At 70.7% G+C, this 23569-nt stretch carries 19 protein-coding genes and 1 pseudogene; 4 read left to right on the forward strand and 16 right to left on the reverse strand.

What is annotated here, in order from left to right; translation table 11 throughout:
- Nucleotides 1-305 precede the first annotated feature (305 nt).
- Nucleotides 306-758, forward strand: a complete 453-nt coding sequence (locus tag ABTU92_RS16400) for a GlcG/HbpS family heme-binding protein (protein WP_408092477.1) — start codon at nucleotides 306-308, stop codon at nucleotides 756-758.
- A gap of 202 nt (nucleotides 759-960) precedes the next feature.
- A complete protein-coding gene (locus tag ABTU92_RS16405) occupies nucleotides 961-1971 on the forward strand; it encodes a Gfo/Idh/MocA family protein (protein ID WP_408092479.1) in 1011 nt (336 codons plus the stop codon).
- Nucleotides 1972-2091: 120 nt separating this feature from the next.
- Here the strand turns inward: ABTU92_RS16405 and ABTU92_RS16410 are convergent, their stop codons facing one another.
- The 11 genes from ABTU92_RS16410 to ABTU92_RS16460 all read right to left on the reverse strand — a co-directional run bounded on the left by ABTU92_RS16410 (nucleotide 2092) and on the right by ABTU92_RS16460 (nucleotide 16031).
- Nucleotides 2092-3228: a zinc-binding dehydrogenase gene (locus ABTU92_RS16410; protein ID WP_408092481.1), complete on the reverse strand. Its 1137-nt coding sequence runs from the start codon at nucleotides 3226-3228 to the stop codon at nucleotides 2092-2094.
- Between the two features lie 46 nt (nucleotides 3229-3274).
- Nucleotides 3275-4114, reverse strand: a complete 840-nt coding sequence (locus ABTU92_RS16415) for a sulfurtransferase (RefSeq protein WP_408092483.1) — start codon at nucleotides 4112-4114, stop codon at nucleotides 3275-3277.
- A gap of 121 nt (nucleotides 4115-4235) precedes the next feature.
- Nucleotides 4236-5753, reverse strand: a complete 1518-nt coding sequence (locus ABTU92_RS16420; protein WP_408092484.1) for a tripartite tricarboxylate transporter permease — start codon at nucleotides 5751-5753, stop codon at nucleotides 4236-4238.
- 10 nt (nucleotides 5754-5763) lie between these two features.
- A complete protein-coding gene (locus tag ABTU92_RS16425) occupies nucleotides 5764-6249 on the reverse strand; it encodes a tripartite tricarboxylate transporter TctB family protein (protein ID WP_408092485.1) in 486 nt (161 codons plus the stop codon).
- A 121-nt stretch (nucleotides 6250-6370) separates the two neighbouring features.
- Nucleotides 6371-7345 (reverse strand): Bug family tripartite tricarboxylate transporter substrate binding protein, encoded by a 975-nt coding sequence (locus ABTU92_RS16430; RefSeq protein ID WP_408092487.1) that lies wholly within the window; start codon nucleotides 7343-7345, stop codon nucleotides 6371-6373.
- A 460-nt stretch (nucleotides 7346-7805) separates the two neighbouring features.
- A complete protein-coding gene (locus ABTU92_RS16435) occupies nucleotides 7806-8681 on the reverse strand; it encodes a Ku protein (protein WP_408092489.1) in 876 nt (291 codons plus the stop codon).
- Nucleotides 8682-9107: 426 nt separating this feature from the next.
- On the reverse strand, nucleotides 9108-10115 hold the full coding sequence (locus ABTU92_RS16440) for a Bug family tripartite tricarboxylate transporter substrate binding protein (protein WP_408092491.1): 1008 nt from the start codon (nucleotides 10113-10115) through the stop codon (nucleotides 9108-9110).
- Nucleotides 10116-10384: 269 nt separating this feature from the next.
- Entirely contained in the window at nucleotides 10385-11062 is a 678-nt protein-coding gene (locus ABTU92_RS16445) for a GNAT family N-acetyltransferase (protein WP_408092493.1), read from the reverse strand.
- On the reverse strand, nucleotides 11059-11892 hold the full coding sequence (locus tag ABTU92_RS16450) for a lysophospholipid acyltransferase family protein (protein WP_408092495.1): 834 nt from the start codon (nucleotides 11890-11892) through the stop codon (nucleotides 11059-11061). The genes ABTU92_RS16445 and ABTU92_RS16450 overlap by 4 nt, the downstream gene beginning before the upstream one ends.
- A gap of 328 nt (nucleotides 11893-12220) precedes the next feature.
- Entirely contained in the window at nucleotides 12221-14902 is a 2682-nt protein-coding gene (locus tag ABTU92_RS16455) for an AAA family ATPase (RefSeq protein ID WP_408092497.1), read from the reverse strand.
- Nucleotides 14903-14912: 10 nt separating this feature from the next.
- The gene (locus ABTU92_RS16460; RefSeq protein ID WP_408092499.1) at nucleotides 14913-16031 is read right to left on the reverse strand and encodes an exonuclease SbcCD subunit D; all 1119 of its coding nucleotides are present in this window, start codon (nucleotides 16029-16031) and stop codon (nucleotides 14913-14915) included.
- Between the two features lie 336 nt (nucleotides 16032-16367).
- On the opposite strand from ABTU92_RS16460, the gene ABTU92_RS16465 reads away from it, so the two are divergent.
- The gene (locus tag ABTU92_RS16465) at nucleotides 16368-16571 is read left to right on the forward strand and encodes a hypothetical protein (protein WP_408092501.1); all 204 of its coding nucleotides are present in this window, start codon (nucleotides 16368-16370) and stop codon (nucleotides 16569-16571) included.
- 179 nt (nucleotides 16572-16750) lie between these two features.
- Nucleotides 16751-16963: pseudogene (locus tag ABTU92_RS16470) on the forward strand (Fic family protein); the annotation flags it as partial.
- Between the two features lie 214 nt (nucleotides 16964-17177).
- On the opposite strand, the gene ABTU92_RS16475 reads toward ABTU92_RS16470, so the two are convergent.
- From ABTU92_RS16475 to ABTU92_RS16495, 5 genes are all read right to left on the reverse strand, one after another.
- The gene (locus tag ABTU92_RS16475) at nucleotides 17178-19340 is read right to left on the reverse strand and encodes a S9 family peptidase (RefSeq protein WP_408092503.1); all 2163 of its coding nucleotides are present in this window, start codon (nucleotides 19338-19340) and stop codon (nucleotides 17178-17180) included.
- Between the two features lie 108 nt (nucleotides 19341-19448).
- Nucleotides 19449-20192: a class I SAM-dependent methyltransferase gene (locus ABTU92_RS16480; RefSeq protein ID WP_408092505.1), complete on the reverse strand. Its 744-nt coding sequence runs from the start codon at nucleotides 20190-20192 to the stop codon at nucleotides 19449-19451.
- Complete coding sequence (locus ABTU92_RS16485; RefSeq protein WP_408092507.1) at nucleotides 20173-21954, reverse strand: glycosyltransferase family 39 protein; 1782 nt, start codon at nucleotides 21952-21954, stop codon at nucleotides 20173-20175. The genes ABTU92_RS16480 and ABTU92_RS16485 overlap by 20 nt, the downstream gene beginning before the upstream one ends.
- 126 nt (nucleotides 21955-22080) lie before the next feature.
- The gene (locus ABTU92_RS16490; RefSeq protein ID WP_408092509.1) at nucleotides 22081-22737 is read right to left on the reverse strand and encodes a cupin domain-containing protein; all 657 of its coding nucleotides are present in this window, start codon (nucleotides 22735-22737) and stop codon (nucleotides 22081-22083) included.
- An 88-nt stretch (nucleotides 22738-22825) separates the two neighbouring features.
- The coding region (locus ABTU92_RS16495; protein WP_408092511.1) for a cupin domain-containing protein at nucleotides 22826-23569 on the reverse strand (744 nt) is incomplete at its 5' end.

Raw genomic sequence — 23569 nt, forward strand, 5'->3', positions numbered from 1 at the left:
CCCTTTTCGTATGGGCCGCCCCGGCGCGGTGATTCGCGGGCGATGGCGAGCCGGGCGAACGTGCGGGCGCCTGCGGGGATGCGCGGGAAATCGGTCGGGCGCGGCGGCGTGCCGCAGGCGCGGCCGGCCAACTCTGTATGACAAGTGCTGTGGGTAGCCCGAGCCCTGCATCCATTGCATTCGAAGTGCGGCGAGCCATGCGTGCGCGGGTGCGATGCGGCCGGGCGGTCTTGCGTCGCGACTCCGCCGCCCCGACAATGGCGTTCCGAAACGAAACCCGAAACCGAGCTCCGAAGCAGAACCCCATGTACACCGCGAGCGCGAAGCGCCTGACCAATGCGGGCGCCAGAAAAATCCTGGAAACCGCCATGGAGAAGGCCCGCGTGGCCGGCATCCAGGTGGCCGTGGCGATCGTCGACGGCGGCGGCAATCTGCTGCTGCTGGAGCGCATGGACACGGCGCGCTTCCATCTGGTGCATTCCTCGACCACCAAGGCGCGCTGCTGCGCCTCCAACAAGCGGCCGACCACCTCGAAGGGTGCCGTCGCCCAGCCGCTCGACGTCGCCCATGCGCTCGGCCTCGCGCTCGCCGCCGGCCCGGAGAACTGGACCGCCATGGAAGGCGGCTGCCCGATCATCATCGACGGCGAATGCGTCGGCGGCGTCGGCGTCTCGGGCGGCAGCTGGGACATGGACGCGCAGATCGCCGAGGAGGCGGTGCGGTCGATCGGCGCGTCGGTGTCGATCGACGGGAAGTGACGGCACCTCCCTCCGACTCCGGTCGTCCCGGGGCGGCCCGGAGGGCCGAACCCGGGACCCGTAACCCCTGTGATACGGTCGATCATCGACACCGGGGATATGAGTTCCGGGCTCGCGGGCTTCGCCCGCGCCCTGGAATGACCAGCTCCTTTGAGCCTTCGCGCTTCTCCATCCGAACTTCACAACAACCTGGTCGAACCCCATGAGCAACACCTCACCCGTACGCGTCGGCTGCATCGGCATGGGCTGGTGGTCCGACGTGCTGGCCGACGCCATCGCGCGGTCGAGCAAGATCGAGATCGTGAGTTGCTACACCCGCACGGCCGACAAGCGCGACGCCTTCGCCAAGAAGTACGGTTGCAAGACGGTCGCGAGTTACGAGGAGATGCTGGCCGATCCGTCGATCGAGGGCATCGTCAACACGACGCCGAACAACGTGCATCTGGAGACCACCGCACAGGCCGCCGCCGCCGGCAAGCACGTCTTTCTCGACAAGCCGATCGCCAACAATGTCGCGACGGGCCGCGCCATCGCCGAGGTCGCGAAGCGGCACGGCATCGTGCTGCAGCTCGGCTATCAGCGCCGTCGCGAGAGTCAGTTCCGCTGGATCAAGCAGCAGATCGACGCCGGCGTGTTCGGTCGCCTCGTCAACGCCGAATCGAACATCAGCCGCGACCGGCTGGGCAAGTTCGACGCGCATCATTGGCGCCACACGGCGGAGGGCATGCCGGGCGGCGTGATGCTGCAGATCGGCATCCACTACATCGACGTGCTCAGCTACCTGATGGGGCCGGTCGTCGCGGTGTCGGGGCGCGCGTCCCAGCTCGTGCTGCCCGGCGACAATCCGGACGTCGCCTCGATGATCCTCGAGCACGAGAACGGCGCGCTTTCCACGGTCAACGCCTGCTATGCCTCGGCCGGCGAGTATTATCTGATGAACATCTACGGCAAGGAGGCGACCGCCTATTACGACCTGCACGGCGGCCTGCGCCTGCAGAAACGGCACTCCGACAAGGTCGAGGCGATCCCGTTCGAGAAGAACGACGCGATCCGCGACGAATTGGAGGAGTTCGCTGCGGCGGTGCGCGGGCAGGCGAAGCCCGAGACCGACGGCGTCCACGGCTACCAGTCGCTCGCCGTGGTGCGGGCCGGCACCGTCTCGGCCCGCGAAGGCCGTCGCGTCACGGTCGCCGAGATGCTGGAGAAGGATTGAGCGAGGCGGGCCGAGGTGAACCGCCGAGGCGCTTCTTCACCTCTCCCCGCGCGCGGGGAGAGGGAGCGCAGGCGCCGTCTTCCCCGCGGCATGACGAAGAAGAGCCACGCGCGTCGCCACTCACTCTCGCATCTTCACCACCACCTTGATGGCGTCCTCGATGCGGTCGCGGGCGTAGCGGAAGGCGGTCGGCACCTCGCCGAGCGGGAACGTGTGGGTGTGGATCGGTTTCGGGTCGAAGCGCTTCTGCGAGATCAGCGCCGCGCAGCGGTGGGTGGCGCTGCGACCCTCGCCGCGGATGCCGAACACCGAGATGTGCTGGCGGATCAGCTTGGCGAGATCGACCGAGGCCTTCTCCTCCGGGAAGCCGACCAGGCACACCTTGCCGCCGCGCTTGAGCATGTCGGTCGCGACGTTGAGGCTGTTCGGATCGCCCGAGGCCTCGACCACGTAGTTGACGCCGCGCCCGCCCGTGATGCGGCGCACCGCCTCGACCGGGTCCTCGTTGCGGATGTTGACGACGTGATCGGCGCCCATGCGCTTGCCGAGCGCGAGACGCGCCTCGCGCGTGCCGGTGAGGATCACCGGATCGGCGCCGAGTGCCTTCGCCACCGCCGTCACCATCAGGCCGATCGCGCCGGGCCCGAGCACCACGACGCTCTCGCCCGCGATCAGCCCGCCGAGCGTGTCGAGCGCGTACATGGCCGTGCCGGCCGTGACGATCAGGGTCGCCTCCTCGTCGCCGACGCCGTCGGGCACGTGGATCAGGGTCGCGACGTGATTGACCTGATACTCGCAGAAGCCGCCGTCGGTGGTGAAGCCGTTGGCGCGGTGGCCCTTGTCGTGCCCCTTGTAGTTCATGCCGTAGTTCAGGCAGGCCGTGTACATGCCGGCGCGGCAGCGTTCGCAGCGGCCGCAGCCGTAATGCACCTCGACGACGACGCGGTCGCCCACCGCGAACTCGTCGACCCCGGTGCCGAGCTTCACCACGGTCCCCATGTACTCGTGGCCGGGGGTGAAGTTCTTGTTGAACGGCTTGCCGCCTTCGATCAGGGCGGGCGGCCCCCTGGTGATGATCGAGATGTCGCCGGCGCAGAACGCGATGGCGTCGATGCGCACCAGCACCTCGGCGTGGCCCGGCTGCGGCACCGGCTTCTCGGTGAGGCGGAGCTGGCCGGGATCGTCCAGCACCCAGGCCTTCATGGTCGGCGGGACGTGATAGTCGTTAGGAGCGGTCGCTGTGGTGGTCGCGGTCATCGCACTGTCCTTCTCGGTCCGGCGCGCCGGGCGCGCTCGCGGGCGATCACTTCTCGACGGGGAACCCGACGATGCTGCCCCATTCGGTCCAGGAGCCGTCGTAGATCTTGATGTTGCGGTAGCCGAGGAGCTTCTCCAGCGCGACCCAGACCAGGGTGGCGCGATGGCTCATCCGGCAGTACACGACGACGTCCTCGTAGCGACCCGGATCGACACCCGCGACGGCGAGCGCGCGGCGCATCTCGTCGGGTGTCTTGAACCCGTTGTCGTCGTTCAGGACGCAGCGGAAGTAGAGATGCTGCGCGCCGGGGATGCGGCCGTAGCGCATGGCGCCGTGATCGAACGCCGTGGCGTATTCGGCGAGACGCACGCCGAGATATTCCTCGGCCGAGCGGACGTCGAGCAGCAGCCGCTCCGGCCGTCCGAGCTTCGCGCGCACGTCGTCGCGGCCGAGCCGCATCGAGAGGTCGGGGGCCGGCGTGGAATAGGGAACCGGCGCGTGGTGCGGCACCGTCTGCGAGCGCGGACGGTTCTCCTGCATCCACTTGCGGCGGCCGCCGTCGAGCACCTTGAGGTTCTTGTGGCCCGCCATCGTGAAGGCCCAGTAGGCGTAGGTGCCGTACTGCACCGGCTCGCCGTAGAGCACGACGGTGGTCTCGGGGCCGATGCCGAGCCGGCCGAACATCGCGGCGAGCGCTTCCGGCGTGATCAGCTCACGGTCGGTGGGGTGCCAGCACGCATCCTTCCAGAACAGGAAGGTGGCGCCCGGAATGTGGGCGTCGCAATAGGGCCGTGGCTCGGCCTCGCCCGAGATCTCGATGATCCGAAGATCGGGATCGGTGAGGTGGCTCTCCAGCCAGTCGTTCGAGACGAGCGGTGAGGTCATGGTGGTCCTCGGTCGATGGATGTCGCCCGGTCTGCGGTCGCCGATCCGGTGCGGAAGCGGGCCGGCCGGACGGTCGGCCCCGAATTGGCTCGGCGACGGGCGCGGAGCGCCCTCCCGGCGGTCACGCCGTCGCCTTGCCCGGCTTGTTTCCGGCCCCGTTCTTGCGAGCCCGCATCATTCCGATGGCCTGGCTGCCCAGAATGATCAGGGCAAACCCCCAGAACAGCAGCGCCGTGTAGGACTCCACGAAGATCGCCGGCGAGCCTTCCGACATGATCAGGGCGGTGCGCGCCTCGCGCTCCAGCGTGGGCCCGAGCACCAGGCCGAGCAGGATCGGGGTCGCCGGGATGCCGCCCTTGATCAGCCAGTAGGCGACGAAGCCGACCAGGCCCATCACGCCGACGTCGAACAGCGAGTTGCGGATCGCGAAGGAGCCGATCACGCACATCACCAGGATGCCGACCGCCATCAGGTGCGGCGGCACCCGCAGCGCCTTGACGAACAGGCGCACGCCGAAGAGCTGGATCAGCGCCGTGACGACATAGGCGAGGACGAACAGGAGATAGATCGACGTGATCACGTCGGGCTTCTCCATGAACAGCAGCGGTCCCGGCTGGATGCCGTGGATCAGAAGGCCGCCCAGGATGATGGCGGTCGCCGGATCGCCCGGGATGCCGAGGCCGATCAGCGGGATCATGGCGCCGCCCGTGACGGCGTGGTTGGACGCCTCCGGCGCGACCACGCCCGACACCTCGCCCTTGCCGAACGTCTCGGGGTGCTTCGACCAGCGCTTCGCCTGGTCGTAGGCCAGGAACGCGGCGATCGGTCCGCCGGTGCCCGGGATGGCGCCCACCACCGTGCCGATCGCCGCGGAGCGGACGAAGTTCCACCGTTGCGACAGCAGGAGCCGCCAGGACGGCAGCTCGGTGCGGACATTGCCCGCCTCGATGCGCATCTCCTTGCCGCGCCAGTAGGTCGCGAACACGGTGACGACGTGCGGCACGGCGAACAGGCCGATCATCGCGACCAGGAGGTCGACGCCCTGCAGCATCGCCGTGGTGCCGAAGGTGAAGCGCGGCACGCCGTCGATCGGATCCTGGCCGATGTTCATCAGCATCAGGCCGATCACGCCGCCGATCAGGCCCTTGACCAGCGAGCCGCCGGCGAGCCCGCAGATGGTGGAGAGGCCGAACACCACGAGCGCCGTGATCTCGGCCGGGCCGAACGAGATGGCGACACGGGCCAGCGCGTCGACCGAGACCAGCATGACGATCAGGCTGAGAATCCCGCCGACACATCCCGCGATGGTGGCGATGCCGATGGCGATCGAGGCCTGCCCCTTCTTCGCCATCACCTCGCCGTCCAGCACCGTGGCGGCGGCCGAGGGCGTGCCCGGCACGCCGATCAGGATGGCGGAGACGGCGCCGCCCGTCATGCCGCCGATATAGGTGCCCAGCAGCAGCGCGATGGCGGCCGTGTGACCCATCGTGAAGGTGATGGGCAGCACCATGGCGAGCGCCATCGAGTAGGTGAGGCCCGGGATGGCGCCGAAGATGAGGCCGACCAGCGCGCCGAAAAAGGTGCCGAGCAGCGCCTGCCAGCTCAGCGATGCGGCGAGCGCGGTCATGAAGATGTCCATGGCGCGATCCTCAGAACAGGTTGATCAGCTCGCCGACCGGCAGATAGACGGCGAGCAGCTTTCCGAGGATCAGCCAGATCGCCAACGCGAAGCCGACCGGATAGCCGATCAGCAGCCAAGGCGACCGCTTGCCGAGCACGAGATAGAGGAATGCCGCGAGCACGACGACGGTGCCGATCAGGAAGCCGGTGAGCTTGAGCAGCAGGATGTAGGCGGCCAGGAACCCGAAGGTGGCGGCGATGCCGCGCCACTCGAGCGCGTCCAGGCCGGGGCCGACCTTCTGCGTCGACGCGGCCGAGGGCCGAACGATCGCGCCGACCAGCACGACTCCGGCGAGCACCGCGAGGGCGATGCCGGAGGCGAGCGGGAACGTCCTGGCGCTCGACGGGCTGCCGGGCGCGTCGGGGATCGTCGTCAGGACGAGGCCGATCCACACGAGTGCGACGACGAGCAGAAGGGTTCCGGTCACGAGATCGCGCCCGCGGTCGGCCGTCATCTGAGGCTCCGTTACGCTGTCTGGTTCGAGAGAGGGTGAGACTGGAGATCGCGCGAAGCGGGCGGTCGGCGCGGCCGGAGCGACGTGCGGGTGGGCGCGGGGCGCCCGCCTCGCGAGCCGTCTACTTGCCCTTCTTGTTGATGCCGAGCTCGGTCATCAGCTCGCCGATCTCCTTGTCGTTCTCCGCCACCATGGCGCCGAAGTCCTTGGCCGACTTGTAGAGCGGCGAGAAGCCGAGATTGTCGCCCGCCTTCTTGAAGTCGGGCGAGTCGACGGCCTGCTTGATCGAGGCCTCGAGCTTGGCGATCACGGCCGGCGGGGTGTCCTTGGGTGCGTGGATGCCGCGCCAGATGGTGAGATCGAGGCCCTTCGCACCGGCGGAGTCGCACGTGACGGTGTCGACCGGGAGCTCGACCTTCTCCTTGCTGGTCATGCACAGCACGTTGATGGTGCCGGCCTTCACGTGCGGGGCGAACTGGCTGGCCCACTGCAGCGCGGCGTCGATGCGGCCGCCCAGCAGCTCGGCCGGCGCGCGGCCTTCGCCGTACGGAATGTAGACGACCTGCAGACCGAGGCGGTTGAACAGCGCCGCCGAGGCGAGGTGCGTGAAGGTGCCGAGGCCCGAGACGCCGACGCGCAGCTTCTTGCCGCTCGCCTTCGCGGCGTCCTGCATCGCCTTCAGATCCTTCCAGCCGGCGTCGGAGCGCACGGCGAGAACCGGGACCTCCATTCCGATCTGCGCAACAGGGGCGAGCGCCGCGTAGTTGAACGGGAGATTGCCCTGATAATAGACGGTCGAGATCGAGTTCGACGAGAACACGATGCTGTAGCCGTCGGGCGCCGCGCTTTGCAGGAACGTGTAGCCGATGGCGCCGCCGCCGCCCGGCCGACTGACCGTGATGACGGGCTGGCCGATGTTCTTCGACATCAGATCGGCGAGCACCTGGCTGATCGTCTGTGCCGGGCCGCCGAACAGCGTCGTCATCTCGATCGTCTTTTCGGGGAACTCGGCACGGGCGGGCGATGGAAGGGAGAAAACGAGCGCGGCGGTCGCCGCCGAGGCGATCAGGGTGGCAGTGGTCCGTGTCAGTCTCATCTGGTCCTCCGGCCGGGGGAGAGTCTCGTCGGTCACTGTCGCAGCCGGGATGCTGCACGATTTGCAATATGCAGAAAAGCATCGGTCTCGCCCCCCCTGCTCCGCGTGGCGCGCATGCGCACGTGAGCGGGGCGGGCGCGTGTAGCGGGGCCCGGCATGTCACCGCAGCCGGGGCTGCGGCGTCGAAGCTGCGGTGCCGAAGAGCGGATGCAGAGATCAGATGCGACGTGTCGGGCGAAGCCCTGCACGATCCCGGCTCGTCGGCGCACGCGTGCCGTGACGATAAGCCTCTACGAGCCGGGGGTCGAAGGAAATAGCAGGTCGGGCGCGCGCTCGCGTTGCAACAAGGTGACTGAGTATGATGCCGTGCATGCGAAGTCCGTAGGCCCCGCGGGGCCGGCTCACCGGCGCCGCGCGTGCCGCAAGGCGCAGGCCTTCGTCGCCGAACCGCGGGGTCGGATCAGCTCGCGCGCCGTCGCTGCGACGATCGACCGCGTGGCGACTTGGACGGGGTGGCGCGTCGCCGCGTGGCCGGCTTGCGCTCCGGGCCCGGTCGCGCATCCCCTTGCGCCTCGACGCTGCGGCGCAGCGCGTCCATCAGGTTCACCACCTTGGACGGGGTCTTCTGCGGCGCATGGCGGACGGATTCGCCGGCCTCCTTGCGGGCGATCAGGTCGCGCAGCGCCGTCTCGTAGCGGTCCTCGAACTCGTCGGGCCGGAACTCGCCCGTCATGGTGTCGATGATGTGCCCGGCGAGCTCGATCATCTCCTTGGGGATCGTCTCGTCGGGAATGTCGTCGAAGAACTCGGTCTCGTCGCGGACCTCGTAGGGGTAGCGCAGCAGCGTCCCCATCAGGCCCTTGCCGCGCGGCTCCAGCGCGATGACGTGCTCACGACTCGAGATCACGACGCGGCCGAGCGCCACCATCCCCCGCGCCTTGATGGCCTCGCGGATCACCGCGAAGGCCTGCCGGCCGGCCTCGCCGTCGGGCACGATGTAATAGGGGCGCACGTTGTAGAGCTCGTCGATCTCCTCGCGCGGCACGAAGCGCGTGATGTCGAGCGTGCGCGAGCTCTCGATCTCGATCGTGTCCAGATCCTCGTCGGTGATCTCGACATAGCCGTCCGCGGTCTTGTAGCCGCGCACGATGTCGGAGGCCTCGACCGGATCGCCCGTGTCGGCATCGACCTTCTGCATGCGGATGCGGTGGCCGGTCGACTTGTCGAGCAGGTTCAGGCGAATCTTCTCGCGGTCCGTGGTCGCGGGGTAGAGCGCGATCGGGCAGGAGACCAGCGACAGGCGTAGATAGCCCTTCCAGTTCGCACGCGGTGCCATCGGGCATACTCCGGTACAAACGACGACTCAACGCCACGCCGGCAGGGGCGTTCCGACTCGACGAGACGGGCACGTCCGCCGCGGCGGCGGACGCGCGTGATTCACGGTTCGTTCGTGATTCGAAGGCCGAAAGTCGTTTCCGCGCCCGTCATTCCGGGCAGAGTATCGTGCCCCGGACAAGGCGCCTCGGGCCGCAGGCGCGAAGCGCCGCAGAGCCGGGGCCTAGGGGCGCCACGGCGCATGCGTCGCGTTTCGTGACGAGGGCTTTCGTCAGGCCGGCGGGGCCCGACGTCATGGCCCCTGGGTCCCGGCTCGCGCTGCAACGCTACGCGTTGCAGCGCGTCCGGGACACGAGGCCGGGAAGCGCTCCCGGCTGATAGTACGACCGGCGCCGTCCGGAACGATCGAACAATCGCAGCCGCGTCCTCACTGCGGCTTGAAGTTCACGCTCTCGAGCAGCGCGGCGAGCCGCGGCACCTCGCGCGCGATGTAGCTGCGGGTCTCGTCGATGGTCTCGATCACGGGCTCGAGCAGCGTCGCCTCGAGGCGCTTCAGCACCTCGGGATCGGCCATCGCCTCGCGCATGATCGCGTTGACCTGCTCGCGAATGGGAAGCGGCGTGCCCTTGGGCGCCCAGATGCCGTACCAGGACTGCCACTGGTAGCCCGGCATGCCGGACTCGGCGATGGTCGGGATCTCGGGCGCCAGCTTCGAACGCTCCGGCGAGGCGATGCCGAGCGCCTTGACCTTGCCGTCGCGCGCCGAGGGCAGCAGCGCGAAGGAGGAATCGATCAGCAGCTGGACGTGGCCGCCCATCACGTCGGTCAGCGCCGGTGCGGTGCCGCGATAGGGCGAGATCGTCATGTCGAGGCCGGCGCGCCGCAGGAAGTCGATGGCCGCGAGATGGCTCGGCGCGCCCAGCGCCGCGACCGCGAAGGTCCATTTGTCCGGCTGCGCCTTGGCGGCGGCGATCACCTCGGCGACCGTCTTCTCCGGCCGGTTCGGCGCCATCACCATCACGAGCGGCGCCTTGGCGGTGCGGGCCACCACCTCGAAGTCCTTCTGCGGATCGAACGAGACGCCGCTCACCACCAGGTTCAGGACGATGTGGTTGAACGCCGAGGCGAGCAGCGTGTAGCCGTCGGGCGGCGAGTGCAGCACCGCCGTGGTGCCGATCACGGCGCTGCCACCCGGCCGGTTCTCCACCACCACGGTGGCGCCGAGCTTGTCCTGGATGCGCTGGCCGGCGATCCGGCCCATGGCGTCGTTGGCGGCGCCGGCCGGGAACGGCACGACGATCTTCACCGGGCGCTCCTTCGGCCACGCGGCCTGCGCGTGCACGGCCGGCGAGGGAAAGGCGGCGGCGGCGAGCCCTGCCGCGCTGCCGACCAGCAGCTTCCGTCGTGTCGTGTCGATCGTCGTCTTGTCGGTCATCTTGTTCTCCCGGACTGTCGCTCTGTCGACTGGCGAACCGGTCGATCAGCGATCTCGTCCGCGATAGCACTCCTGGGCATGCGGCTCCAGCGAGCCGCCGCGCGGTACGCAGTCGCCCCGAGCCGCGCGGTGTTATCACGGATCAGCGACCCGAGCCGAGTTTCGTCATCCGAACGCGTTCCGCACTGCGTCACGCGATGCCGGTGTCACGCGATGCCTGTGTAACGCGGTGCCTGCGCCGCGCGCGTCCGCCCGGGATCGACTCGGTCTCAGGCGACGAGGCGCTGATGCAGCGCGTCGGGCCACTGGCTGGTGAGATAGCGGAACATCCAGTTGCCGCGGCGCTTCAGCCGCTGATACGCGGCTTTCAGGTCGAGCACCATGGTGATGCGTCGGCTCGTGCAGGCGAGCTCGCCGACCTCGTGGGTGGCGACGGGGTGGAAGCCCATGACGCGGGTGTGGAAGCCGTAGGGGCTGTGCGGGTCGTCCTCGAAGACGTCCGTCAGATAATGGGTATAGCCCCGCGAGATCGTCTCCGCGGCGGCGGCCCGCATCAGCGCGGCGGCGACGACGAGTCGGCGGCGGAAGCGCGGCACCACGGCGAAGCGGCCGATCTCGGCGATGCGGCTGCCTCGGATCATGTCCTCGATCGTCAGCGACGGGTCGAGCGGCGCGAAGCCGTAGGCGGCATAGGCCTCGACCGGCGGATCGTAGACGACCCGCACCACGCCGGCCGGGCGCACCCGCATGCCGATCGGCCGCGAGCGCACGTCGACCACGAACCACGAGAGATCGCCACGGGCGAGGTCCGCGGAGGGGAACTGGCTCTCCGGATCGGCGACCCAGCGTTTCTCGCGCTGATAGGTCGCCTGCAGAACGGCGAGCACCCGCTGGCGGCCCTCCTCGTCGATCACCCGGGTGGCGGTCACGCGCTCGTCTTGCCTCATGGCGAACCTCCGAACGAGGGGGGCGGAAGGGCAGGGGCCGGCGCCGTCGTGATCGCGCGGCGATCGTCCGGGCCGTCGGGCGACCAGTGCTTGCCGGAGAGGCGGGCGATCTCGCCCATCACGGTGGCGTGCCAGGCGCGCAGCGCGGCCGGCGAGGGATGATCGAGGCGCTCGCGCGGCAGCAGCGGCGGCCCGATGCGGACCTCCATGGCCTCGCGATCGCCGATCGGGCGGCCGGGCGGCGCGTGCGGAAAGCGGATGCCGACCGGCACGATCGGCACGCCGGTCTCCAGCGACAGCAGCGCCGCGCTGCGCCGGCCGGGCAGCAGCCGCTCGGGATCGCGATTGACCGTGCCCTCGACGAAGATGCCGACCGAGCGGCCGCGCCGCAGGCAGGCGCGCGCCTCGTCCAGCACGCTGCCGGACGACCGGTAGAGCGGGCGCAGGACGTCGAGCACGCGCGGGCGCGCCGGCTTCGCCGTCACGGTCAGGGCGCCGGCGCGGCGATAGAGCAGGCCGATCCCCGGGATCAGCCGGAAATTCCAGTCCGCCATGAAATGGATCAGCCGGCCCCCGCGATGCAGGGTCAGCACCGCCGGCACCAGCAGCGCCTCGGTACGGGTCGAGTGATTGAGGGCCAGGATGAACGGGTCGTAGCCGGCCCGCACGTTCTGCAGGCCGCTCACGGCCAGCACGCGGCCGCGGGCGGCGAGCGCCATGGCGCGCACCAGGCACCGGTCGGCGAAGCCGTCCTGATAAGGAAGCGGCCATCGCATCAGCTCGCCGAGCGTCACGAACGCCCAGTCGGGTGGATCGGCGTAAAGCGACATCGTCGAATGTGAATGCGTGCGGGCGAGGCGTCGCCGCCCGGCGCGGCGACCCGGCTCGTCCGGTGATTCACACAGTGATGGTCGATTCCTGTTGCGTCCGGATGAGCGCGGCGTGACGGGCGCGTGACAACGTGGGCGGGAGGAGGCGCCACGGTTCTTCCCTCTCCCCCGCGCGCGGGGAGAGGGTGGCTCGCCGCGCAGCGGCGAGTCGGGTGAGGGGGCGCTTCGGCATGGCAGAGAGCTGCGGAGATGCCCCCTCACCCGACGTCCGCGCTGAAAGCGCGAACGTCGACCTCTCCCCGCGTGCGGGGAGAGGTGAAGATCGCAGTCACCCCTCGTCGCGCTCGATCGTCAGGGCCTGGCCGCCGCAGTTCAGGAAGGCGCGGCTGCGGCAGGTGAGGACGATCATCTGCTGCTTCTCGGCCGCCTGGGTGAGCACGTCGAACATCCGCTCGATACGATCGTCGTCGGAGAAGACGAGCGAGTCGTCGAGCACCACCGGCACGGCCTGGCCGCGCTCGGCGAGCAGCCGCCCGAGCGCCAGCCGCACGATGATGGCGACCTGCTCGCGGGTGCCGTCGGAGAGCTGGACGAACGGCTCACCGGCACCCGCGCGGGTCAGCGCGTCGATCGCGAAGCCGGTGTCGAGCGCCGCCTCGGCGCCCGGGAACAGGGCGTGCAGATAGGGCCGCATCGCGGTCTTCACCGGTCCGAGATAGCTGTCGCGGGCGGCGCGGCGGCTCTCGGTCAGCGTGTCGCGCAGCAGCCGGAGCGCCGCCAGCCGGCGCTCGATCGCCGCGACCTCGGTCTCGGCGAGTGCGAGCGCGTCGGCCGTCTCGGCCTCGCGCTCGCCGAGCCCCTCGCCGCCCCGGGTGGCGACCCGGCCCTGCAGGTTCGCGATCTCGCGCTCGACCTCGGCGAGACGCTTCTCGCGCCCGTCGATCGCCTGGACGAGACGCTTCACCCGCGCGTCCAGCGCGACACGGCTGTCGGCGGTCGGCACCGCGGCGCGCAGCTCCTTTGCCCGCGCGGCGGCGGCCTCGAAGGCGGCCCGCGCCTGTGCCGCGTCGGCGGCGAGCCGCGCCAGCCGGTCGACGCGCCGGTCGTCCGGACAGATCGCGAGATCCTCGGCGAGCTTGCCCTGCTGATCCCCGAGATCGAGCTGCGCCGCCTGCAGGCGCAGCGTCTCGGCCTCGGTCTCGCTGCGCGCCGCCAGCACGGCCGACTGGGCGTCGGCATGGGCGCGGCGCAGCCGGTCGCGCGCCGCCTCCGCCTCGGCGCGGGTCCGCACGAGTGCGTCGCGATCGGGCAGGGCGGTGCCGTCGAGCCCGGCCTCGACACCGGCGTCGAGGCTCGCCTGCGCCTCGGCCAGCGCCCGCTCCAGCGCCGCGATGCCGTCCTCCTTGGCGCCTTTGGCGGGCGCCGGCGCGATCGCGGCGAGCTCGGCGGCGAGGCCGCGCCCCTCGGTCTGCAGATCCGCCACCTTGGCGCGGCGCTCGTGCGCCTCGGCGAGCGAGCCGACGCCGGCGTCGCGCAGCGCCTTGTCCAGCGCCTGCCGGGCCGCCGCGATCGCCGCGGCGTCGTCGGAGGCCGCCGGCACGACCTCGATGGTCGCGAGATCGCCGACCGCGATCGTCAGCGGAGCCACGGCGGCGACGTCGCGCGTCGCGTCGACCGGCTCGCCCGCACAGGTGACGCGGCCACGCCCGGCCGGCGCGACCGTGATTTTCACCCGCGATGCCTTCGCCTCGGCGCGGGCGCGGGCGGTGTCGAGCGCCTGCATGGCGGCCTCGACCGCGGCGATGGCATCGGCCGGAACCGCGATGGTCGTGATCAGATGCCGGATGCGGGCGATCGCCTCGCGCAGCTCGCGGGCTTTCGCGAGCCGCGTCGACAGCTCCGCCACGCGCTCGGCCTCCCGGGCGGCGATCTCCTGTCGCCGTGCCCGGTCGACGGCGCGCTCGGCGTCGGCGAGCTGTGTCGCGAGGACGCCGAACGCCTGCTCCTGCGTCGCGAGGCGGGCCGCCTGGGCGGTCCGGGCGTCGGCCTGCTCGGCGACGCGCCGGGTCAGCGCCGCGATCTTGTCGCGGGTCTTGGCGATGCGCTGGTCGAGCCCGACCAGCTCCTCGTGGCTCTTGCGGGCGCGGTCGAGCGCGAGCTCGCGCTGCGCCACCTCGGTTTCGGCTTGCTGGGCCGCCTGCTCGGCCTGGACGGTCCGGTCGCGCTCGGCGAGCGCCGCGTCGCGGTCGGCCTTCTGGCGGGCGATCTCGGCCGGGTCGGCCAGCATGTCGCGCTCGCGCAGCTTGTCGGTCAGCGCGGTCCGGTCGGCCTCGAGGCCGGCGAGCGTCGCACGCAGCGTGGCCAACGTCGCCTGCGCCTCGGCACGGCGGTCGAGCGCGGCCTTCCAGGCGCCGCCGGCCTTGGGCTGGCCCTTCGCCGTCTCGTCCAGCGCCAGCTTGTCGGCCACGCTTTTCAGCACACGCTCGCCGCGCTCGCCCCCCAAAACCTCGCCGACCTCGGCTTCGATGACGCGGGACAAGAGCGCGCGGGTGCCGTCGCTGGGCGCCGCCGGCTCGAACGACTGGCCCTGCCGCACCCACAGGAGCCCGAACGCGGCCTCCTCGGCCGCCGAGGTGCCGGGGGTGAGATCGAGCGCCGTCCACACCGCCTCGTCGGCGGCGCGGCCGTCGGCGACCAGCGCGCCGTTCTTGAACAGCTTGGCGCCGGTGGCGCGCAGGAACGACTTCTTCAGGAGATACGCGGCGCCGCCACGCTGGAAGCCGACCTCGACGCAGGCCGGCAGCTCGGCCCCGAGGCTCTCCAGCCGGCGGATCTCCTCGGTCTTGCTGCCGTGGCGGGCGAACAGCGCCAGCGTGAGGGCGCGGAACAGCGTCGACTTTCCGGCCTCGTTCGGCGCGCACAGAAGGTTCAGGCCGGCGCCGAGCCCGCGCACGACATGGCGGGTGCGGAAGCGGCCGACGCCCGAGACGGCGAGATGCGTGATGATCATGGCCCTACCCTCACGCCGTCGCTTCGAGATAGAGGGCGAGGAGCGCGTCCTCGGCGGTCTGCCGCTCGGCCGCCGGAAGCGCCGGATCGGCGGCGCGCGCCTTCAGGCTTTCCGCGACCCGGCGCAGCACGCCGTCGAAGTCGATGCGCTCCAGGTCGGCAGCGTCGGGCCGGATCGCCAGCGACAGGGCCGTGTCGAGATGGAACACCGAGGCCTGCAGGCGCTCCAGCCACTCGTCGAGCGTTCGGCGCGACGCGATCGACAGCGCGCCAGTGATCTTCAGCCGCAGCACCAGCTTGGAGACCGGCTCGTGGGTGTTGCGCAGCACCGCCTCGCGGGCCGCCAGCGTGTCCGTGTCGGCGAGATCGAACGTGTCGGTGACCCAGCGATAGGTGCCGACCGTGCGCGGCTCGACCACGGGCGGGGCGCCGGCCTGCGGGATGGTGACGAGGAGGGCGGTACCGACCGTCTGGCTGTCGTGGCGGTCGGGCTCCGGCGTGCCTGCGTACCAGGTGCGCGGGCCGATCTGCCGGGTGCGATGCCAGTCGCCGAGCGCGAGATAGTCGAGGCCCGCCTTCTCGGCGCGGCCGGGGTCGATCTGGTTCGCCGCCTCGCCCTCGTCGTCCGGGGTGCCGAAGCGGGTGACGGCGCCGTGGGCGAGGCCGATGCGGATTGCGCCCTCCGGGGTCGCGGTGTCGTCCATGCGGGCGGTGAGGTCGCGCGTCTCGTGCCGGCTGGTCAGCGGCGCCGGCAGCATGACGGCGCTGTCGTCGAGCGCGACCGGCTCGGACGACAGATGGAGGCGGACATTGGCCGGCAGGCCGAGGGCGGCGAGCCGCTCCCACGGTCCGCCGGGCCGGTGGGCGTCGTGGTTGCCGGGCAGCAGGTGCCAGGTGACCGCCGAGACGCCGCGCATCCGCTCGATCGGCGCGCGCAGCGTCACGTTGGTCGGGCTGTCGCTGTCGAACACGTCGCCGGCGACCAGCACGTGGCCGCAGCCCTCGGCGACGGCGAGGCGGCCGATCGCCTCGACGGCGTCGAGCCGGGCGGCGCGGAACGCCTCCGCCTTGTCGCCGAAGCGGACGAACGGTTTTCCAATCTGCCAGTCGGCGGTGTGGACGAAACGCATGGACCCGCTCACCCTCGGTCATTCCGGGGTGCAGACCGGAGGTCTGCGAACCCGGAATCCAGCCATCGTGACCGGGCCCTCGGCTGGATTCCGGGTCCGGCGCTCCGCGCCGTCCCGGAATGACGACGTTCGGCAAAGAACCGTCGGCGCGGCGCGCCGAATCGCGGCCGCGATCCTAGCGCATTCTTGGTTTGTTCGGTGGTGCCGGGCGCTGTTCGGGGGCACTGTCCACCGCCGAGACGGCGGTGGGATGTCAAGCGCGATGCCACGCCGCGGGATCAAGACCCGTCGAGCCGCGCGGACCGCCTTGCCCGTGCTATGCTTTCAGCCATGGACATGCCGAAGAAGAAGACGACGAAGACGCCGCAGCGGCCCGGGACCTTCACGATCGGTCGGGCACGGCTCGAGAGGATCAGTGCGGTCGAGGGCATCGAGACCCGGCCGGACAGCCGCGCCATGTTCGCCGACTTCGATCGTCGTGGCCTCTCGGACCAGGAGCGTCGATCGGCAATCCTCGAGAAGCACAAGAGGAACGCCTGAACGATCCCGCCTACGGTGCGATACCCGACCCGTATTGCTATCCCGGGACGACGGTCCTGCGGAACAGGGCCGGTCTGCGGGATCAGCGCCAGCTCGATCTGTTCGAGCACGAGGCGACGCTCCAGCGCAGCGCGGAGCCGATGCGGGTCGGCGCCGTCGACGTCCGGCAGTACCGCGCCATGCACCGCCATCTGTTCCAGGATGTCTATTCCTGGGCCGGCCGTTTCCGGACCGTTCGGATCAGCAAGGGGAGCAGCATGTTCTGCTACCCGGAGAACATCGCGGCCGAGATGGACAGGCTGTTCCGGTCGTTGAGCGACCAGGACGAGCTTCGCGGGCTCGATCGCGCCGCCTTCGCCCGTCGGGCGGCGCACTTTTTCGCCGAGCTCAACGCAATTCATCCATTCCGGGAAGGCAACGGCCGCTGCCAGCTCGTCTTTCTCGCCCTGATCGCCGAACGGGCCGGGCATCCGCTCGATCTCGATCGCATGGACCCGGGTGCGATGCTGGGCGCCATGATTCGCAGCTTCGAGGGCGACGAGACGCCCCTTCGCGATCTCGTCCTCGATCTGTCGGGTCCGAGCGCCCGCGGCCGCAGCTCTTGATCTACCGCCCCGTCGCGCGCTCCGCCTGGGCCACCAGCCAGGCCATGATCTCGGCGCTCTCCTGGACGGTGCCCAGCCGGCCGGAGCGGCCGGAATGACCCGCCCCCATGTCGGTCTTGAACAGGATCTCGCGATCGTCGGTCTTGGTGGCGCGCAGCCGCGCGACCCACTTGGCCGGCTCGGCGTAGCGCACCTGGCTGTCGTGCCAGCCGGTGGTGACGAACATGGCCGGATAGGCCTGGGCCGCGATGTTGTCGTAGGGCGACCACGCCCGCATGCTCTCGTACTCGGCCGGGGTCTTCGGGTTGCCCCACTCGACCCATTCCAGCGTGGTGAGCGGGATCGACGGGTCCGACGTCGTCGTCACCACGTCGACGAACGGCACCTCGGCGACGATGCCGGCGAACAGGTCGGGCCGCAGATTGGCCGAGGCGGCGACCAGCAGCCCGCCGGCGCTGCCGCCGCGCGAGAACAGGGCGCGGCGGTCCGCGTAGCCTTGTGTGGCCAGGGCCTCGGCGACCGCGATGAAGTCCGTGAAGCTGTTGCGCTTCATGAGGCCGCGGCCCTCGCGGTGCCAGCGCTCGCCCTTCTCGTGGCCGCCGCGCACATGCGCCATGGCATGGACGAAGCCGCGGTCGATCAGGCTGAAGGTGTTCTCGTTGAACACCGGCCGCTGGCTGAAGCCGTAGGCGCCGTAGCCAGCGACCAGCGTCGGGTTGCCGCCGGGCCGCTTCAGGCTCTTGCGCCAGACGAGCGTCACCGGCACCTCCTCGCCGTCCGGTGCCGTCGCGGCGATCCGCGCGACCGCGTAGTCCCCGGGCTTGAACCAGGCGACCGGCTCCTCGCGGCGCAGCGTCAGCGTGCCTTTCGCCATGTCGTAGTCGTAGGTGCGTTCGGGGATCAGCGGCGCCGAGAAGCGGAAGCGCAGCACGCTCGTGTCGGGCTCGCGGTTGCCGCCGAAGGCGCCGAAGAAGAACGCCGAGGTGGCGACGCCGATCGTCGCCGGCTGCGGCACCGCGGCCTCGCTGCGATCCGACAGCCGCATCACCCGGATGCCGATGCCGTTCTGGTCCTCGACGTCGTAGGCGAGGAAGTCGCGGAACGGCTCCATCCGCCGGATCACGGCGCCGGTCCGCTGCGGCACCAGCTCGCGCCAGTGCGTTGCGCCGGGCGTCGCCTCCGGGGCCGTCATGATGCGGAAGTCGGGCGCGTCCAGATCGGTGCGCACGAACACGGTGTCGCCGACGTGATCGATCTCGTAGCGCAGCCCCGGCCGGCGCGGCTCGACCACCTGGAACGCGCCCTCCGGCTGGTCGGCGGGCAGCCAGCGCACCTCGCTGGTCAGCTCCTGGTCGCTCTCGATCAGGATGTAGCGACGTGATTTGCTCCGGTGGACGGCGACGCTGAAGGTCGGGTCGCGCTCCTCGTAGACCATCACGTCGGTGTCCGCCGGCGTGCCGATCCGGTGCCGCCAGATCTGATGACTGCGCAGCGTCACGGGCTCGCGGCGAACGTAGAAGAGCGTCGCCGAGTCGGCCGCGAACGCGAAGCTCTCGGCGCCGTCGGTGATGCCCTGCTCGGTGACGGCGCCGGTCGCGATGTCGCGCACGAACAGGCGATTCTGCCGATCGCCCGTGAAGTCGACCATGAAGGCGACGCGCCTGCCGTCCGGGCTCGGCTGCCAGCGGCCGAGCCGATACATGGCGTGGCCGGCGGCCAGCGCCGGCACGTCGAGCACGATCTCCTCGGCCGCGCCGGGCGTGTCGCGCCGGCGCAGGATGACCGGATACTGGGCGCCCTCGGCGAAGCGCCGCTCGTAGAGGAAATCGCCGTCGCGATACGGCACGCTGGCGTTCGACGTGGCGTTGCGGGCCTTCAGCTCGCCGGCGATCTCGTCGATCAGCGGCCTGATCGGCGCCAGCTTGCGCTCCGCATAGGCGTTCTCGGCCTCGAGATGCGCCCGCACGGCGGGGTCGCCGCGGTTCGCGAGCCAGTCGTAGGGGTCGGGCCGCTCGCGGCCGTGCTCGCGCAGGATCGTGTCGCTCTTGCGGGCGACCGGCGGCCGTGACTCGTCCGGCTCCTCGGTTCCGGCCGAGGGCGCCACGGCGGTGAGCCCCAGATAGACCGCGGCACCGATCAGGATCGTGAGCAAGGTGTGAGGCATCCGTCACCGCCGCCGTGGCCCGCGCGCCCTGCGGGCCGTCGTTCTTCCCCGAACACCGGAACTATGGTGGTTCCGGGGCGGTGTCGGAAGTCACGATCCTGCGTGCGCTCACGCCACCGGGCGGGCGCGAAAACTGATGCGGGCCGGATTGTGCTCCATGTTGCCCGGCAGACGCTCGGCCGTGAAGCCGGCCTTCGTCAGGATCGCGCGGAACTCCTCCTCGGTGTACTTGGCGATGCCGAGCTGCTGGCGCAGCTTGCTGTAGGACGAGAAAGCGGTCCGCACGACGCCGATCAGCGACGCGATCAGAAAGCCGTTCGTCCAGGCGTAGCGCAGCAGGGCAAGAAGGTCGCTCAGCGCACCGACATCGGGCGGGATCACGTCGGCGACGATCAGCACGCCGTCGGGGGCGAGCAGGCGCCGCCACTCGGCGAGCAGGCCGTCGAGGTCGGTTCGCGAGAGATACTGGACGACCGAGTTGGCGACGATCAGGTCGAACACCCCGTCGGGCATCGCCCGCAGATCGTCAGGGCTCGCCACCGCGATGTTCGGCACGCGGACGAAACGCTCGGCGAGGTTTCGCCGCACGCTCGGCGCCGCATCGGACAGCACCACGGTGCCGGCGACCTTGGCGACCATGTCGGAATGCAGCGCCTCGCCGCAGCCGAAGTCGAGCACACGGGCCTGCGGCCCCGGCACGAAGCCGGCGATCGCCGTCGCGATGTCGCGATAATGCACGTCGATGTGCCGCGCATTCACGTAGATCGAATGCGGGCTGTCCCAGAAGCCGACCCAGTCGCGGATGGTGGTCATGACGTTCTGCTCGCCCTGCTCATGCTCGTCCGACCTCATGGTGAGGAGCGCTCCGTAGGAGCGCGTCTCGAACCATGTGGCCACTGCAAGCCGGCGTCGGTCGACTTGCCCACCATGGTTGCCGAGATCGAGCGAGCTCGAGTTCGGTCGGGGCCGTCCCCGTCCTTCGAGACGCGGCCTGCGGCCGCTCCTCAGGACGAGGACGGAAAGCGCTCCGCGGCCCGGTCTGCGGCGGCACGATCAGGATGCGATAGGGGGCCGGCCGGTTGGTGTCGCCGAGGAAGGTGCGGGTCACGGCGAGGTCCACGCTGCGGGCGTCGGGCTCGGTCCGGGCGCGCGCCGCCAAGCCTTCGAGGCAGAAGCGGTCGTCGGCGCGGCACACCACGACATAGCCGTCGCGCAGGAGCCGATCGGGCGCGATCCACGGGGTCGGTGCGAGGGTGAAACCCGGCACCGAATCCGGATGGTCCGGGTGATAGAAGGCGATCGCGGCGCCGAGATCGGCGTCGCCGATGACGATCGGCAGCCGCGTCCCGGTGGCGGCGACCCATTCGCGGCCGACCGCCTCGGCGAGCGGCGCGTAATAGGCGCGGCCTTCCTTGTTGCCCTCCCAGTGGCGGAGCACGGCGAGCACCGGCGCGACGGCGAGCACGGTCAGCGTCACGATGGCGACGCCGGCCGCCACAGCCGTGGCGGCGGGGCGCGAGACGACGACGTCACGCGGCGCGAGCAGCACGACGGGCAGCAGGAACCACGCCTGCATGGTCCACAGCGAGGTCAGCTCGACGCCGACGAAGGGTGCCGTCACGGCCGGAATCAGCAGCGGCAGGGCGAGCAGATGCACCAGCATGCGCCGGTCGGGATCGGCCGGCCACAGCGTCTCGGCGACCACGGCGCGGCTCGGTCGCGCGATCAGCGCCCACACGACGATCGGCAGCGCCACATAGGCGAGCGATCCGATCAGATACAGGAGCGCCTTCCAGAGAATCGCGCCCTGCGTCGCGCCGCCGTGCACCGCGTAGGCGTAGCCGAACGGCTGGAAGCCGGTCGTCACGAGCCACCACAGATGCGGCGCCAGCACGGCGAAGCCGGCCAGCATCGAAACCCAGGGCGACGGCGATCTCAGATAGGTCCAGCGCGCCGGATGCAGCAGCGCGGCGAGTGGCAGGCTCGCGACCAGATAGATCGAGTAGTACTTGCCGAGCATCGCGAAGGCGCAGGCGGCGCCCGCCGCGGCCGACCACAGGAGCGTCCGCGTCTCGAAGGCGCGCAGGAAGCACCACACGGCGAGCGGCCAGGCGAGCAGCAGCGTCTGGTTGGAGGCGAAGCGCTGGCCGTGGAACTGGTAGAACGGCGTCAGCAGCAGAAGGAGCAGCACCAGCACGCGCTTGTCGCCGGAGACCCAGCGTGCCGCGATGCGATCGACCACCAGGAGGGCGAGCGCCGCGTTCACCATCGCGAGCAGATGGAAGGCCCAGTCGGCGATCGGGAACACCGCGAACCACGCCGCCGCCATCAGGCCGCCGAGCGGCGGATGCTTGTAGTAGCCGGGGCTCGGATGCCGGCTCCAGGCATAGACCTCGACGAGATCCGGATGCAGGTCGAGCGAGGCGTAGGAGATCACCTGGAAGCTCGTCCAGGCGGCGACGAACACGGCGAGCAGCACCGCGGTCGCGACGCCGCTGTCGGCGGTGTCGAGCCAGGCGCCGATGGCACGGCGCGGCAGCGACGGACGGGCGGCGCCCGGGGGCGTCGCGCCCGCGATCGAGTCGCCCGTGGTCGGGTGGGTGGACGGGGTCATGAGCGGCCGGGTTCCGGCGCGGCGCAATCGCCGGCTGGCGCGCGTCGGCCGGAGCGTTTAGGGCCACAGACGAGGCGAAAGATCAAGCCGGCCGGCGGCCGCGGCCACCGCTCCGCCGCCGCCCGCTCAGGCGGCGTGCTCGCCGCGGCGGAGCGCGGCCGGCGGGTGAGCCGGGGCGGACGGTGCGCTCGCCGCGGCCTGGCTCGCCGCGGTCTGGCCCGACTCGGTCGCGGTCTGGGTCGCCGCCTGAGTCTCGGCCGCCCAAAGCTTCACGAGTGAGCCGGCCTTGCCGTGCACCGGGTCGCTCGCCGGCAGCGGCACCTTCGGGATGGCGGCCGTCGCCTTGGTGTGCTCGGCCTTGCTGCCGCGACAGAGATCGTAGGTGCCGGTGGGCGGATAGGCGCCGATCACCACGAGGTCGGCCGTGGCGGTGACGCGCTGGTGGCCGGTGCCGGCCGGCAGCACCACGACGTCGCCGACCTTGAGGTCGACCTCGGTGCCCTTGTCGCCGCCGAAGCGGACGCGGGCACGGCCGCGGGCGATCGCCATCACCTCGTGGGTGCGCGAGTGGTAATGCGTGTAGGGATAGATGCCGTTTCGCCAGACCCCGACCCAGCCGTTGCGCTGAAACGTCTTCTCGATCAGGTCCTCGGGATGCGCCGATCCCTTGAGGTCGATCGCGTCGTGGAACACGACGAGCGACAGCACGGGGTTGTTCGGCACCACTCCGTCGTCCTCGAGCGTGAAGGTCTCCGGGGGATGGCGGGGGCTTTTCGCGTGCATTCGTCCGTCCTGGTACGACCGTCCTGGTTGGCCTACTTGGCCATAACGCACGAGCGGCGTTTTCCGGGGGCAGTCTGCTGTCCCGGGCTTAAAGCGCGCTTAAGCCGGATGGTCCAATTCGCGTGCGTCGCGTGCGATCGCCGATCGCCGGCCCCCAGGCGGCGGCGCGCCCGCTCTCCGCGGCCGGCCGGGGCGCGAGCGCGCCGCGCTCGGCGAGCTGACGGACGGCGGCCGTGCGCGGCAGCGGCGCGAGGTCGAGCTCGTTCTCGCTGCGCTCGCGCGAGCGGCGCAGCTCCGGCGGCAGGCGATAGAGCGGGATCCCGGGCTCGCCCGTCGCGGCGGCCGCGAGATCGGCCTCCCATCGCCCCAGCACCGGCGGGTGCTCGCGGTCGAGCGGGTCGGTCTTCGGCAGCGGCACGCCGCGGACGATGGCGCGGGCCGCGAGGCAGTCCATCATGTTGGGGCGCCACAGGTCGTACTGGCCGTTGGTCGGATAGGCGCCGATCATCATCAGGTCCGACGACCCCATCACGCGCTGATGCGCCGTGCCGGCCGGCAGCACCAGCACGTCGCCGGCGACGAGGTCGACCTCGACGCCCGAGCGGCCGCCGAGCCGCACCCGGATCCGCCCGGCGGCGATCGCCATCGCCTCGTGCACGCCCGCGTGGTAGTGCGGGTAGGGGTACATCTCGTTGCGCCACAGGCCGACCCAGCCGTTGCGCTCGAACGTCGCCATGATGCGGTCGGCGTGGTGCGCCGAGCCGGTCAGGTCGATGCCCTGGCGGACCACCATGCAGGACAGGACGGGATTGTTGTGAGCGTCATCCTGGGA

This window comes from Rhodoplanes sp. SY1, from assembly GCF_046000175.1.
GTDB lineage: Bacteria > Pseudomonadota > Alphaproteobacteria > Rhizobiales > Xanthobacteraceae > Rhodoplanes.